Below are 14,326 nucleotides of genomic sequence, written 5' to 3'. Positions count from 1 at the left end.
AAGATATTCTAGGAAGAGCACAGGTCGGAACGGCAGTGCTGCCTAGCGCTCTCTCGGGAGCCGATATGGTGTAGGAATGGCGGTGTCGCACCCGACACACGGCCAGTTGAGACCCACAAGGAGACGACGTGACTGAATCGACTCACGGCCAGGACGCCGCGGCCGCGAAGCTAACGTTTCCCGGTGGATCGGCAGAGTTCCCGATCGCGCAGGCGGTAGACGGCAACTCCGCGATTGATGTGAGCTCACTCACACGCCAGAGCGGTTTGACAGCGCTCGACTACGGCTTCGTTAACACTGCTTCTACACGGTCCGCGATTACATACATTGACGGCGACCAGGGCATCCTGCGTTACCGCGGGTACCCGATTGAGGAACTCGCCCAGCAGTCGACATTCCTTGAAGTGGCGTACTTGCTCATTTACGGCGAGCTGCCGACTCCAGATCAGCTCTCGGAGTTCGACAACGAGATTCGCCGCCACACGCTGCTGCACGAAGACATGCGCTACTACTTCGAGGGTGTGCCCCACACAGCTCACCCGATGGCGGTGCTTTCGGGTGGCCTGCAGACGATGTCGACCTACTACGAGAACTCGCTCGATACCGCCGTGCCAGAGTTTGTTGAGGTCAACACGATTCGTTTGCTCGCGAAGCTGCCAATTCTTGCGGCTTACGCACACAAGAAGTCGATTGGTCAGGCGTTTTTATACCCCGACAACAACCTCAGCTTCGTTGAGAACTTCTTGCGCCTCAACTTTGGCAACAAGGCCGAAAAGTACGTGATGAACCCCGTGCTCGTAGATGCCCTCGATAAGTTGCTGATTTTGCACGCTGACCACGAGCAGAACGCCTCAACTTCTACGGTGCGACTGGTTGGATCAACCGGAGCCAACATGTTCTCGTCCGTTTCGGCCGGCATTAACGCGCTTTCGGGCCCCTTGCACGGTGGCGCGAACGAAGCAGTGCTCGACATGCTTGCGCAGATCCGCGATTCCGGTCAGAGCGTGGAGACCTTCGTTGAGAAGGTAAAGCGCAAAGAAGACGGCGTGAAGCTGATGGGCTTCGGACACCGTGTCTATAAGAACTACGATCCGCGTGCGCGTATCGTCAAAGATAGCGCCGCCAAGGTGCTGCAGGAGCTCGGCGTGAATGACCCGCTGCTTGGGCTTGCGCAGGAGCTTGAGCAGATCGCTCTCGAAGACGACTACTTTAAGGAGCGCAGGCTCTACCCGAACGTCGATTTTTACACCGGCGTGATCTACAAAGCAATGGGCTTCCCGACGCGCATGTTCACCGTGCTGTTCGCGATCGGCCGCCTACCCGGCTGGATAGCGCAGTGGCGCGAGGCCCGTGAAGATCCTCAAACTAAGATCGGTCGCCCGCAGCAGCTGTACATTGGCAGCCCGGAGCGCCACATCGAGCGTTAGGGCGCGCGCAGGTGAGTGACGATATCGGGAAGACGCCACCCGCACTAGAGTTTCGCGGCCTTGTCAAGCGGTTCGGCGAGAAAGTGGCCGTCGACGGGATCTCGCTGGTTATTCCGACCGGTTCGTGTTTTGGTATCGTCGGGCCAAACGGTGCGGGCAAGACAACCACACTCTCAATGGCGACAGGATTGCTGCGGCCAGATGCTGGGCATGCACTCATTGCTGGTGTCGATGTCTGGCAGAACCCCACAGAGGCGAAAGCACTCGTGGGTGTGCTCGCGGACGGGGCAAAACTGTTTGATCGTTTGACGGGCGAACAACTCATCACTTATAGCGGGTTGCTCGCGGGTCTCGGAACTGATGTTGCCGCTCAGCGCTGCACTGACCTGCTCACGCTGCTTGACCTCACTGCTGCCGGAAGTACCCTCGTGGTGGATTACTCTGCCGGCATGACCAAAAAGATCGCCCTGGCCTGCGCGCTCGTGCACGCACCGCGACTGCTCGTGCTCGATGAGCCGTTTGAATCGGTTGATCCCGTATCGGCTGCAAACATTCGCGACATTCTGGACGGTTTTGTGCGCGGCGGTGGCACCGTGGTGGTGTCAAGTCACTCGATGGATCTCGTGCAGCGGATGTGTGACCACGTCGCCGTTGTGGCGGAGGGCAGGCTGCGCGCCGCTGGAACAGTGGACGAGGTGCGCGGTGCCTCCACGCTCGAAGAACGATTTGTTGAGCTCGTTGGTGGTCGTCAACGTGTGCAAGGGCCAACATGGCTGAATCATTCCTGACATCGGTTGGGTCGCCTAGAGCTGACTCTTCGGAGAGCGCGGGCACGGGCGCCCTCGCGCGAATTCGCGTGCTCGTTGCTCTCCGGTTCGTTGTGGTGTGGAACACCCTCAAGCGTCACCCCTGGCAGCTTGTTGGAGCGATTCTTGGGGCGCTGTACGGCCTGGGTATCTTGATGGTCGCGGTTGTTGGGCTCGTCGGGTTGGCATTTGCGCCCGCCGACCTCACTCGAACCGTGCTGGTGCTGGTGGGCAGCGCCATCGTGATCGTCTGGATGGTGGGCCCGATCCTGTTTTCGGGAATGGATCGTACCCTCGATCCTGCCAGGTTTGCGACCCTCCCCATCACGCCCTCCGTGCAGGTTGCCGGTATCGCGGCAGCGAGCCTGTTTGGTATTCCAGGCATCGTTACCCTGCTGGTGTCTGCGTTGACGGCCGTGGCGTGGTTCAAAGCGCCCATTGCGGCAGTAGCGGCGATTCTGCTAGCCCCCGTAGCCGCCCTTACTTGTGTGCTCGGGTGTCAGCTGGTCACAACGGTGGTGTCGCGGGCCGCCACAAGCAGACGATTCCGAGAGGTGATCGGTGGCCTCCTCATTCTGCTACTTGTACTCATCGGCCCGATAATGATGGTGGTCGGATCAGGTATATCGAGCCTTGCTGAAAGCCTTCCCGCGATCGCCGAGGTGTTCTCCTGGAGTCCTTTTGGGGCTGTTTGGGCGGTGCCCGCTGACCTTGCTGTGGCGCATTGGATACCGGCAGTTGTCAAACTCGTGATCGCCATTGCTACGGCGCTTCTGCTGGCAATCGCCTGGCGCACGTTGTACTTTGCGAGTCTCGGCACGGTTGTGTCGGGATCACGATCCAGAGGGAGCACCGGTGCGGGCTGGTTTGGCCGGTTTCCCGGTACCCCTCGCGGCGCGATCGCGGCCCGAGCACTTACCTACTGGTTGCGTGATCCGCGTTACTTGCAGAGTCTGATCGTGGTGTTTGTGATGCCGATAGTGTTTGGTGTCCTAGCTAGCAATACCGAGCTCGCCATCTTGCTCCCTGGATCAACGGTGCTGGTTGCAACCTTTCTTTCGCTCGGCACCTTTACAGATATCTCGTATGACGGTACAGCGTTCAGCTTGCACCTGCTGCGAGGAGTGCGGGGCATTGATGACAGGGCCGGGAGGATCTGGGCGAACGCTATCGTTGCTGTTCCAATTCTCCTCGTCGTCGCGATTTCAACCACGGCGATTGCAGGACGTTTTGACCAATTACCCACCCTTCTCGGGCTCACCGCCTCGGTTACGCTCGGCGGGTTTGGGGTGGCGAGTGTCTGCTCGGCGCTATTGGTCATGCCGGTTGCGCAATCGGGAGAGAACCCCTTCGTCTCAAAACCGGGAGCGGCCATGCTGAGCATGCTTGGCATGGCGGGCTCGTACGGCGCACTCGCCCTGATCTCACTGCCGGCCATTGGCTTCGCGATAGCGGCCGGGATTACGGATGAACCTTGGCTCGCATGGACGACCCTCGGGGTCGGGTTATTCGTAGGGTCGGTGGCGTGCCTACTCGGTGTGCGCTTGGGTGCAGCAATCTTTGACCGTAGAGCTCCAGAGCTTTACGTGCGCGTCGTCGCTCAGAACTAGCGTGCAGGGCGTCACCAGCCTTCGGGCGGCGAGACACCCTGCACGAGTGTGTTAGGCGTGCAGCGCCGCGTTAAGCACGATGCCGGCACCGGCACGGGGGATCGCCTCAACGGCACCCGTGCGAGAGTTACGGCGGAAGAGTAGGTTCGGCAGGCCCGATAGCTCGACGGCCTTCACCTCGACGGGCTCGCCGTCAGAGCCAGACTCTCCCACGGTTCCTTTCGGGAGCAGCACTTTTGTACCCGCAGTAACGTAGAGACCCGCCTCGACAACGCTGTCGTTGCCGATTGAGATCCCGATTCCTGAGTTTGCGCCGAGCAGCGCGCGCTCACCAATGGTGATGCGCTGTGAGCCGCCACCCGAGAGTGTTCCCATGATCGAGGCGCCACCGCCGATATCGGAGCCGTCGCCAACCACAACACCCTGCGAGATACGACCCTCAACCATCGACGCGCCGAGCGTGCCCGCGTTAAAATTCACGAAACCCTCGTGCATGACGGTGGTGCCGGGGGCCAAGTGGGCGCCGAGGCGCACCCTCGAGCTGTCAGCAATGCGCACTCCTTGCGGCACCACATAGTCAGTGAAGCGAGGGAACTTGTCGAGGCCGACGGCAGTGATCCCTGCGCGTTTAAGTTCAGGGAGGCGTGCCGCATAGTCTTCGGGCAGCATGGGGCCCGAGGTTGTCCAAGCAATATTGGGCAGCAGGCCAAAGATGCCGTCCAGATTGATGGTGTTTGGCTCGACGAGGCAGTGCGACAGCAGGTGCAGGCGCAGGTAGGCGTCCTCGGTGCTGGCAGGGGCCTTATTCAGATCGATCTCGATGTTCACGAAGCGCAACTCAACTCCGCGGCGCTCGTCAGAGCCGGTCAGTCGGGCAAGCTCAGCGGGTGCGATCCACGGGTCGCGATCCTCGGGGCGCCTGCCCAGCATAGGGGAGGGGAACCAAGCATCGAGTGTGGTGCCCTGTGCGGTAACGGTGGCGAGTCCTGCAGACCAGGCGAAGCGTGAATCAGTCATGGAAACCATCGTAGCTGCGACAAGCCTCTAGGCTTGCTTGTGTGACTTCTTTAGCGACGTACCCCCTAGACCCCACAGCTGGTCCGGTCGAGCTCACAAGGCAACTGTGCAATATTCACTCGGTGTCGGGTGACGAGCGCACCATTGCTGACGCGGTTGAAATGATGCTGCGCGACCATGCGCCTCACCTCAGCGTGACGCGTGACGGTGACACCGTGATCGCGCGTACCGAGCTTGGTCGAGAGCGTCGCGTGGCAATCGCCGGACACCTCGACACGGTGCCGATCAACGAAAACTTGCCAGTGCGCGACACCGTTGATCCAGAAACGGGCGAGGCGATGATCTGGGGGCGCGGTACCGTCGACATGAAGGCTGGTGTCGCTGTGCAGTTGGTGCTCGCTGCCGAACTGACGGAGCCCGGGGTTGATCTCACCTGGATTTGGTATGACCACGAAGAGGTGTCTGCCGACCTGAGTGGACTAGGGCGCGCGATGCGCAATCACCCGGCGTTGTTTGAGGCAGACTTCGCAATTCTGGGTGAACCGTCCAATGGCACCATCGAGGGCGGCTGCAACGGCACATTGCGTGCGCGTGTCACGATGTGGGGCAAACGCGCGCACTCTGCCCGCAGCTGGATGGGGGTCAACGCGATCCATCGCGCTGGGATGCTGCTCGAAAAGCTAGCGGCGTTTGAGCCCGAACGCATCGTGGTTGACGGCCTTGAGTATCGTGAGGGGCTGAACGCGGTTGGTATCGAGGGCGGCGTTGCCGGAAACGTGATTCCGGATCACTGCAGCTTCACGGTGAATTACCGCTTTGCCCCGAGCCGCAGCATCGATGAAGCCGCCGCCGTGGTGAGGGAGTTCTTTGCCGACGCCGACGAGGTCGAGATCGTTGATCAGGCACCGGGAGCGCGGCCGGGCCTTGACGCGCCGCTCGCTCAGCGCTTCGTGGAGGCAGTCGGAACCGTGCCAACCGCAAAACTCGGCTGGACCGATGTGTCTCGGTTCTCGGCACTCGGGATTCCAGCCGTGAACTTCGGCCCGGGCAACCCGTTGCTTGCACACGCCGACGATGAACGAGTGCCGATTGCGCAGATTGAGTCGGGGACCGAATCGCTCAGATCGTGGCTCAACGGTGTCAAATGACGCAACGCGATTTCGCCGAAGCTGAAAGCTATCAGATAATAGAAGAGATTGACCAAACTTGCGAGGAGGCGCCATGGCTGCAATGAAACCGAGGACTGGGGATGGACCCATGGAAGCGGTGCGTGAAAGCCGGGTGATCGTCGTGCGTGTGCCGCTTGAGGGCGGCGGACGCCTGGTGGTATCTGTGAACGATCAAGAGGCTGGAGAACTGCGCGACGTGCTCGCGTCAGTGCTCGACAAATAGTCGACTCCTGTTTTGCGACGAGTAAGGGCCCTGCGAGAGTAGGGCCCTTACTCGTTTATCGTGGTGGTTGGTTTCGTTAACCGTCGAGCCTCACGATGGTGAGCACCCCGTCACCCGCAGGTGACAGCATCGCAGCGATCGCTGGAGAATCTGAGACGAGTGCGAGCAGGTCGCGCATCGTTTGCGTTGCTTCATCGCGCGCGGCGGGATCCGGAACCTGGCCATGAGTGAACGCGCTCGGAACGATCACGCAGCCTCCTGGGCGAACGATGCTGAGCGCGTGCTCGAAGTAGTCGAGCAACTGGGTGGTGTTTGCGTTGAGCAACACTAGGTCGTAAGCGCCCAGGTTGAGACGTGGCATGACGTGAAGGGCGTCGCCCTCGATCAGGCGCAATCGGGCCGCAGGGATTCCTGCCTCAGCGAAAACTGTGCGCGCCTCGCGCAGATGCTCTGGCTCGATCTCGATGGAAGTGAGGGTTGCGTTTGGAAGGTGACGCAGTAGCGAGAGCCCACTCACACCCACTCCGGTGCCGACCTCGAAGATTGCTTCGGCCTTATTGAGAGCGGCGATCCCCGAGAGGTACGCTCCCACGGAGCGGCTCACCGGCTCAATGCCGAGTTCCAGCGACAGTCTGCGAGCGCGCACAAGTGCGTCAGTCTCGCTCGGGTACTGCTCGGCGTACTGCCAGTTGCGTTCGAGCTTACTCACGTTCTCCTCCGTAGTGTGTGCGGCGACGCGTCTTGAATGCACCGTGTTCCGCTCTCACAAGAGTAGGGCTTTGCGTTGTCGACGCCTGTTTCCCACGCGTGACACTCACCAAATGCCGCCGCCGTTCCGTCACTTTCAACTTCGGCCACTACGATGGAGAGGGTGGGCCTGACGTTTGACAAGATTCTGGTGATCCTCGTGATCGCCATGTTTGTTGTGGGTCCGGATCGCCTTCCCGTCTACGCCAAGAAGCTCGGTGAGCTGGTGCGTAGCATCAAACGCATGTCTGAGGGCGCAAAGGATCGCCTCAAAGAAGAAATGGGCCCCGAGTACGACGAGGTCGATTGGCGTCAACTTGATCCGCGTCAATACGATCCGCGGAGAATCATTCGCGACGCGCTCCTTGAAGACGAGCGTGAGAAGAGGGTTGAGGAGCGCAGGGCGGCTCGTTCACCTCAGCCCGTTGAAGCAGAAAAGTCTGCCGGGCTGATGTTTGACGAAGAAGCTACATAAGTTCAGCTAGCAGGCGTGACCGACAGGGACCGCCCCGCAAGACCTCGACCCTGCCGCGAAAGCGCAGCCGCGATTCTGAGGACCTCCGCCGCCGCGGGATCTTCGGGTAAGTTCAGCACGGCGGGTTCGCCACTGTCGCCCGCGATCCTGAACCCTGGACTCAGCGGCACACTCCCGAGTAATGGGGCCACGCCGTGTTCATCATCACTGAGGCGGTCCGCGACCAACTGGCCACCCCCCGAGCCAAACAGATCAAGTACAGTGCCATCGGGCTGCGTGAGTCCCGACATGTTCTCGATCACCCCGAGCACCTTCTGGCCCGTCTGGCGGGCCACCAGTGCGCTGCGCACTGCGACATCTGCAGCGGCCTCCTGCGGTGTCGTCACCACAAGCACCTCGGCCTGGGGAGCAGCTGGCCGACGCTGATCGCGACATCTCCAGTGCCGGGTGGCAGATCAAGCAGCAGTACGTCGAGGTCGCCGAACCAGACGTCACGCAAAAACTGCTCAATCGTGCGGTGCAGCATCGGGCCACGCCACGACACCGCCGTGGTGCGGGGATCCTCCTCGCCCAAAAACATGCCGATCGAGATGACTTTCACGCCGTACGCAACTGGGGCAGGATCATGTCACCCACCTGCGTCGGCTGTATGGTTTGGCCGTCGCGGCTGAGGCCCATGATGCTGGGGATCGAGAATCCGAACACGTCTGCGTCGATCAGCCCAACCGACAGCCCCTGAGCTGCCAGAGCCACCGCAAGACCTGCCGTCAGCGAAGATTTGCCAACTCCACCCTTACCGCTCGTGACCGCGATGACACGGGTCAGCGAGTCTGGTCCAAACTGTACCGGGCGTGAGCCGCGATCCCCGCGTACCCGCTCAATGAAGGCCTTGCGCTCGCTCGGGCTCATGACCCCCACCTCAACGGACACGTGGCTGACTCCCGCTGCAGCGAGGGCTGCTGCCTGCGTGTCTGCTTCGATGCGGCGTGCGGCAGGGCAACCAGCAATAGTGAGCAGGATCGAGACCTCGGCGTGGCCCGCTTCGTCAACCGAGACACCCTGCACCATGCCAAGTTCGGTGATCGGACGCATGATCTCTGGGTCTTGCACGCGGTCGAGCTGCTCCCAAACGGCGAGTTCGGTTGGTGATGCTTGATCTCGACCGCGTGAACCGCTATTTGTCTGGTCACTCATCAGTATGGCCCTTGGAATCTTGACTGGAATTATCGCCCCGCTCAATCTCAAGGTCGGCAAGCAGTGCTCTGAGTTCAGCTCGCACGAATTCACGGTCAGGCAGTTCTTTCATCGCGAGGCGCAGAGCCACAACCTCTCGGGCGAGATACTCCGTATCGGCGAGGTTGCGTTCAGCGCGCTGGCGATCTTGTTCGATCTGCACGCGGTCACGGTCGTCTTGCCGGTTCTGAGCGAGCAAGATCATGGGAGCAGCATAAGAGGCCTGCAGTGAGAGGATCAACGTGAGCGCGGTGAAGCCAAGCGCTGCCGAGTCGAAGCGCCACTCTTCTGGGCCAAACGAGTTCCATGCGAGCCAGAGCGCGCAGAACAGCGAGAGGATCATCAAGAACCAGGGTGTGCCCATACCGCGAGCAATGCCCTCGGTCCAGCGGCCGAAGCGTTCGTTGCGTCCGTTGCCGTCGTTGCGAGTTTGGCGAGCGGCACGTGTGCCAGATGCAAGTGGAGCATCGAGGTTGGTGTCTCGCTTGAAGAGGTTCATTGTGAGACCCCCGTGTGTGTTGTGGACGTGTGTTCGTCGTCTGCGTGGCGCCAGTCATCGGGCAGCAGATGGTCAAGCACGTCGTCGACCGTAACCACACCGACAAGACGATCTTGGTCATCAACAATCGGCATTGCCACTAAGTCATAGCTTGCCAAACGGCGAGACACCTCGGCGGCGCTTGCGCTTGCAGAGACCGGCTCAATTTCGCCATCGAGCAGGGCACTGAGTCGTTCATGCGGTGGAAATCGCAGCATGCGCTGGAAATGCACCATGCCCAGGTACTCACCCGTGGGGGTTTCATAGGGTGGATGCGTGACGTACACAGCCGAAGCCATGGCGGGTGGGATCTCTGCCCGGCGGATCATTGCGAGGCCTTCCGCAACGGTGGACTCTCCTGAGAGCACGATCGGTGAAGGGCTCATGAGGCCACCCGCGGTATCGGCGTCGTACTCAAGTAATCGGCGCACGTCTTCGGCCTCTTCGGGCTCCATGAGTTCGAGTAGCTCTTCGCCCTTCGCAGCGGGCAGCGCGGCGATGAGGTCAGCCGCGTCATCGGGCTCCATCCGGTCGAGCACGTCGGCTGTGCGGTGGGGGCGATCTGCGCGAGCAGCGCAAGCTGATCTGGCTCAGTCATTTCTTCGAGGGCGTCGGCGACGCGCTCGTCTGGAAGCTCCTCAACCACTTTCAACATGCGCTGCTGGGGGAGTTCAAGCAGTGCCTCGGCAAGGTCGGCGGGTTTCAGGTCAACAAGTGTTTGGATCAGCAACTCTGCAGACTGCTCCGCGGCGTTGGTGCTGGGGAGCTGAATATCGGCCCACTTCACGATTCGAGCGTCACCCTTGCTGAAAGGGCCGGCAGGCTTTGGCAGCCTTACAAACACATCAGCAACGAGCCACTCACCGCTGCGAGTGCGTTCGATGGCGGCGTCTTCAATCGTGGCCTTGACGGGTGAACCGTCTGTCTGGCTGCTCGTGAGACGGACCTCGCGGCCGACCAACTCCGCAATCATGCGGGTTTCGCCGCCGCGCTGTTCGAAGCGGCGCACATTGATAAGACCCGTTGCAATGACCTGACCCGAACCGATCGAAGTCACTCGACTGATGGGCACAAAGACCCGGCGTTTACCGGGGATCTCAACAATGAGGCCAACCACCCGGGGCGCGCTCGACGCACGATACACGATCAACACATCGCGTACCTTGCCGATGCGGTCGCCAGCGGGATCGAAGACACCGCGCCCAGCTAGGCGCCCCACAAAGACCCTCGTAGTACTCACACCTCTAAGGTAGCGCGCTGAGCTTGATGGCGCGCGCGGGCGGGCTGAGACTGCACAGGCATTGTTGAAATGCATCAGGGACACTTGTCTGATGAACGGGAAGAGATTCGGGATCACCCGGCGCACAGCGCTCGGAGCATCGGTTGTGGGGTTGGTCCTCGGGTTGGCCGCCTGCGCGCCTGAGGCACCGCGATCCGAGCCCTCTGCCGATCCCGAACCCAAACGGACAACCGCCCCCTCCGCTTCGCCCCAGCCTGGCACCAAGCCGGAGCTGTTGCTCGCATCGTTGGCGAAGCAGTCCGATATTGCGGTGATCGATCCTGCTTTGCCCGATGCCCAAGCCGTGGTGCGTACGATTTCGGTCGGCGGTGCGCCGTGGGGCCTCGGTGTGCACGCCGAAAGCGGGGTGGCGTACGCGGCGACCGCCGAGGGGCTGGCGGTTGTTGACCTCGACGCTGGCAAACGGACCGCGCTCGTGCAATACCAGCATCCTGCGCCGTTTCAGTCTGTGGGCGAGTATCGGCCTGGCGGCCTGGGGCTAGCTGTTTCGCCGGACGGGAGTCGCGTCTATGTTGCCGTGACCACGGGTGAAGGTAGAGACAATCTTGAGGTGTTTGACACGTCAAAGGGTGTGTTTGTCGGGTCGGTAGCTGTCGGTATGCGGCCGTTTGACGTGCTGGTAGCCCCTGACGGATCGTGGGCGGCAACGGTTGACCACGATGGGTTTACCGTCACCGTGGTTGATGCCGTGACGCTAAAACCGACACAGCACACGGTGGCACCCTTTGGTACCGAGGGAGGGCTCGCCTCGTGGGAGAAGCCGCACTATGGGGCCGTTGACGCTGACGGCACGATCCTGCTGCCTTACCAGGGGCTGGTGGTGGCTCGGCTTGATCCGCTCACGGGCGAAGTGACAACCGTAAAGAGTAATGCGGATTCGCACTCGCACGGTACTGCGCTCGCAGGGCAAAAATTGCTGACGGTTGGCACGGGTGCCTTCGGTAACGCGAACGGGGAGCCGAATCTCTCGATACTGAATCTTGAGAGTGGTGACGAACAGGTCGTGCCGCTGTCCCCGCCGCACGAGACGGTTGCCGTGTGGACCAATGCCTTGGGTGCTGAGTTTGCCGCCCTCGGTGGCGGAAACACGCGTGACGAGGGTTGGGACGGTCTGACGCTTGTGTCTCTCGCGGACCTTTCTGTGCGCTCAATCCCTATGCCTGGTTACCCGCAGGTAGTCGTGTCGTTCGCCGCGCGCTGAATCGTCTAGCAGCCAGAACATAGGCGGGCTGTGGAAGAATCGTGACATGAGCACACCGAACCCGGGCAACTCCCGCCGCCAGATGCAGATGCCGGAGCTACCGAGGGGTGAGATCATCTCCACCTACGACCGCTACGAAGACGCGAAACACGCGGTTGACGTGCTTGCGCGTGCCAGCTTTCCGGTGCAGCGGATCAGTATTCTTGGCAACGATCTGCGCAGTGTGGAGCGAGTCACCGGTCGGCTCACTTACGGGCGCGTGGCGCTGATGGGTGCGCTGTCTGGTGCGTATCTCGGTTTGTTCTTAGGCCTGTTGCTCTTTATTTTTCAGCCTGACAACTCGGCGATCTTTGGTGTATTTATTGCGGCGTTGGCGATCGGTGCGGGCTTCGGCATGCTCTTCGGGGTGCTGTCGTACGCGATGAATCGCAACCGCCGCGACTTCTCGTCGGTCATGCAGATGGTAGCGACCCGCTACGACCTGATTACAGAACCAGAGCTGATCCACCAGGCAAGGCAGATTTTGACGTCTGCGTAAGGGTGCTAGAAATTGTTCGGCACAAACTTCGCGTACCTCGCTAAGTACGCGTCTTGAAAACTCCGAAAGGTCTCGCGGAGAAAATCGGGCTCGTTGTCGTACTGCTGGAGCCCGCGGTAGTAGAAGGCTTTCTGCTCATCTAGGACGATGAATGGCAGAACATCGTTTTGCATACACTGTTGAAACATGACGAGTCGGCCAACTCTGCCGTTACCGTCTTGAAACGGGTGGATGGACTCGAAGCGGTGGTGGAAATTGCAAATGTCTTCAAAAGTCGTGCGCTCGGGAGTCACCGCGAGAAGCTCGGTGATGTCGTTGTCGACGGCTTTGGGATCGCTTGTCGCGCTACCACCGACCTCATTCGCGACGGTCTTCCAATCACCGACAGCCAACCAGGGCTTTGCAGCGTCCGAAGTGCCAGACTTTAGGAGCGGGTGATACTCCTTCAGTGTGTCTGATGTGATTCGATCCTGGTAGCCATCAATCATCGCGTCAAAGGCTCGAAAATGGTTCGTTGTTTCGGTGATGTCATCGACTGACAACCCCTCACCACTTACGGTTTGAGTCTCGAAGATGTAGCGCCTTTGGTCTTCAGAAAGCTGGCTTCCTTCGATCCGGTTGGTGTTGTACGCCATTTGGATCTAGTTCAGGTGGTACAGCCCGCCCGGGAGTTGCATCTCGCGCTGCTCGCGCAGTGCCGAGATGAAGTGCTGCGCCTGAGTGTCCATGGCTCAATCCAATTCCCGCACAGTTCTCGGCCCACGCCTGGTGTCAACTTTGTGAGATGACATGGTGCCGACGAGATGACATCAAATCGGCGCTGAATTGATGGCTTCTCGTCGGCGTGATGGCTTCTCATTTGACCTAGGTCTGGAGTGAGGTTCGCTCACAGAATGGGATTGCTAAGCATTTATCCACAGATTTCTTGGTTCGCCTCGTACGAGCGGGGCCTATGAAATTGTTTGTAGATGGCGCTTCAAAACTTTGAACAGATTAGAGGCCTGGTCCGGTCTCGGGCGGCGCTGCTGCGCGAGGGATCCTCTGAGCGAGAGATCGTGCGCCGCGTTCGCAACGGCACTCTGCTGCGTCTGAGTCGTGGTATGTATGCGAGGCCCGAAACGCTGAGTGGTCTTACACCGGAAGAGCGTCATCTTGTCTATGTAATCGCGGTCGCAAAGACGCGGCGTGTCGACAATCCATTTTCCTCTCATTCAGCCGCGGCACTCTTGAGACTGCCGTTGTTCGGGTTCAGGGAAGCGAGACCTCAGATCCTTGTGTCTCACCAAAGCGGTTCGTCAAGTACACACAATGTGGAACGACGGTCTGCCGTTTTTAGCGAGAATGAAATTGTGACGGTCAGCGGAATACGCTGCACCAACCTCGACCGAACGGTGTTGGATCTCTCGCGTTTTGACTCACCCGAGCTTGCAATAGCGTGCGCCGACGAGGCTATTCGAATGAGGTTTCCGCTCGAACGCGGTCAAGATCCCCAGCCCATCGCGAAGCTCTGGCGGCAAAAACTCCTTGAGCAGCTCGAAGCGGTAAGAGGCACACGAGGCGTGCGACGTGCTGCTCGTGTGATTCAGCTGGCCGACGGAACCGCCGACTCACCGCTTGAAAGTGTCGCCCGTCTGAGATTCACAGAATTTGGATATGACGTTGCCGCGCAGGTGAGGGTACCTTCCCCGAACGGAACCTTTTATTACGTCGATCTAGAACTGCTCGGTTTGGGTATTTTCTGCGAGGTCGACGGCAAAAAGAAGTACACGGATCCGAGTATTCGTAACGGCAAGACCGCTGACGAAGTGGTATTAGAAGAGAAGCGACGCTCGAACTGGATCGAGGGAACAACGAAGAAACGAGTCCTGAGGCTTGGGTATCGGGAGCTAGTCACCCCGTTAGCATTCGCTAATTGGTTGCGTGCCAACCAGGTGCCGCCCCCACCAAAATAGGCCCAGCACCCGGTGAGACGACATCGTACCGACGAGACGACATCAAATCGACGCAGAATTCATGTCTTCTCGTCGGTACGATGTCTTCTC

General features: G+C 60.1%; 13 protein-coding genes and 2 pseudogenes. 9 read left to right on the top strand and 6 right to left on the bottom strand.

Going from position 1 to position 14,326, the window contains the following annotated elements; translation table 11 throughout:
• Positions 1-128 precede the first annotated feature (128 nt).
• The 3 genes from G7066_RS09415 to G7066_RS09405 are packed head-to-tail and all read left to right on the top strand — an operon-like array spanning position 129 to position 3,843.
• Positions 129-1,427 (top strand): citrate synthase, encoded by a 1,299-nt coding sequence (locus G7066_RS09415; protein ID WP_166330675.1) that lies wholly within the window; start codon positions 129-131, stop codon positions 1,425-1,427.
• 11 nt (positions 1,428-1,438) lie between these two features.
• A complete protein-coding gene (locus G7066_RS09410; RefSeq protein WP_244302886.1) occupies positions 1,439-2,215 on the top strand; it encodes an ABC transporter ATP-binding protein in 777 nt (258 codons plus the stop codon).
• Positions 2,197-3,843: a transporter gene (locus G7066_RS09405; RefSeq protein ID WP_166330673.1), complete on the top strand. Its 1,647-nt coding sequence runs from the start codon at positions 2,197-2,199 to the stop codon at positions 3,841-3,843. Before G7066_RS09410 ends, G7066_RS09405 begins: the two co-directional genes overlap by 19 nt.
• Before the next feature lie 51 nt (positions 3,844-3,894).
• On the opposite strand, the gene dapD is transcribed toward G7066_RS09405, so the two are convergent.
• Entirely contained in the window at positions 3,895-4,860 is a 966-nt protein-coding gene (dapD, locus tag G7066_RS09400) for a 2,3,4,5-tetrahydropyridine-2,6-dicarboxylate N-succinyltransferase (protein WP_166330671.1), read from the bottom strand.
• A 41-nt stretch (positions 4,861-4,901) separates the two neighbouring features.
• Between dapD and dapE the strand changes: the two genes are divergently transcribed.
• Together dapE and G7066_RS09390 are read left to right on the top strand one after the other, a co-directional pair.
• A complete protein-coding gene (gene dapE / locus G7066_RS09395; protein ID WP_166330670.1) occupies positions 4,902-6,008 on the top strand; it encodes a succinyl-diaminopimelate desuccinylase in 1,107 nt (368 codons plus the stop codon).
• 73 nt (positions 6,009-6,081) lie between these two features.
• Complete coding sequence (locus G7066_RS09390) at positions 6,082-6,252, top strand: DUF3117 domain-containing protein (protein WP_166288908.1); 171 nt, start codon at positions 6,082-6,084, stop codon at positions 6,250-6,252.
• A gap of 76 nt (positions 6,253-6,328) precedes the next feature.
• Here G7066_RS09390 and G7066_RS09385 read toward each other — a convergent pair whose 3' ends face one another.
• Positions 6,329-6,961, bottom strand: coding sequence for an O-methyltransferase (locus G7066_RS09385; RefSeq protein ID WP_166330668.1), 633 nt, complete (start codon positions 6,959-6,961; stop codon positions 6,329-6,331).
• A gap of 153 nt (positions 6,962-7,114) precedes the next feature.
• On the opposite strand from G7066_RS09385, the gene G7066_RS09380 reads away from it, so the two are divergent.
• Positions 7,115-7,474, top strand: a complete 360-nt coding sequence (locus G7066_RS09380; RefSeq protein ID WP_166330666.1) for a twin-arginine translocase TatA/TatE family subunit — start codon at positions 7,115-7,117, stop codon at positions 7,472-7,474.
• Positions 7,475-7,476: 2 nt separating this feature from the next.
• Here G7066_RS09380 and G7066_RS09375 read toward each other — a convergent pair.
• The 3 genes and pseudogenes from G7066_RS09375 to G7066_RS09365 form a co-directional block, all read right to left on the bottom strand.
• Positions 7,477-8,566 (bottom strand): annotated as a pseudogene (locus tag G7066_RS09375) (Mrp/NBP35 family ATP-binding protein).
• A gap of 94 nt (positions 8,567-8,660) precedes the next feature.
• Positions 8,661-9,206: a DUF1003 domain-containing protein gene (locus tag G7066_RS09370; RefSeq protein ID WP_166330663.1), complete on the bottom strand. Its 546-nt coding sequence runs from the start codon at positions 9,204-9,206 to the stop codon at positions 8,661-8,663.
• A pseudogene (locus G7066_RS09365) lies at positions 9,203-10,485 on the bottom strand (magnesium transporter MgtE N-terminal domain-containing protein). The gene G7066_RS09370 and the pseudogene G7066_RS09365 overlap by 4 nt, the downstream one beginning before the upstream one ends.
• Before the next feature lie 91 nt (positions 10,486-10,576).
• Here G7066_RS09365 and G7066_RS09360 point away from each other — a divergent pair.
• Both G7066_RS09360 and G7066_RS09355 read left to right on the top strand, forming a co-directional pair.
• Positions 10,577-11,746 (top strand): YncE family protein, encoded by a 1,170-nt coding sequence (locus G7066_RS09360; protein WP_244302884.1) that lies wholly within the window; start codon positions 10,577-10,579, stop codon positions 11,744-11,746.
• Positions 11,747-11,792: 46 nt separating this feature from the next.
• Complete coding sequence (locus tag G7066_RS09355) at positions 11,793-12,284, top strand: YflT domain-containing protein (protein WP_244302882.1); 492 nt, start codon at positions 11,793-11,795, stop codon at positions 12,282-12,284.
• A 5-nt stretch (positions 12,285-12,289) separates the two neighbouring features.
• On the opposite strand, the gene G7066_RS09350 is transcribed toward G7066_RS09355, so the two are convergent.
• Positions 12,290-12,919 carry a Fic family protein gene (locus G7066_RS09350; RefSeq protein ID WP_205881417.1) on the bottom strand — a complete coding sequence of 210 codons (630 nt, stop codon included), beginning with the start codon at positions 12,917-12,919 and terminating at the stop codon, positions 12,290-12,292.
• A 333-nt stretch (positions 12,920-13,252) separates the two neighbouring features.
• Between G7066_RS09350 and G7066_RS09345 the strand changes: the two genes are divergently transcribed.
• Positions 13,253-14,236: a type IV toxin-antitoxin system AbiEi family antitoxin domain-containing protein gene (locus tag G7066_RS09345; protein WP_166330661.1), complete on the top strand. Its 984-nt coding sequence runs from the start codon at positions 13,253-13,255 to the stop codon at positions 14,234-14,236.
• Positions 14,237-14,326 lie beyond the last annotated feature (90 nt).

Source organism: Leucobacter coleopterorum, from assembly GCF_011382985.1.
Classification (GTDB): Bacteria; Actinomycetota; Actinomycetes; order Actinomycetales; family Microbacteriaceae; genus Leucobacter; species Leucobacter coleopterorum.
Note: the sequence above shows the minus strand (reverse complement) of the source record. Positions and strands in the feature narration are given on the sequence as shown.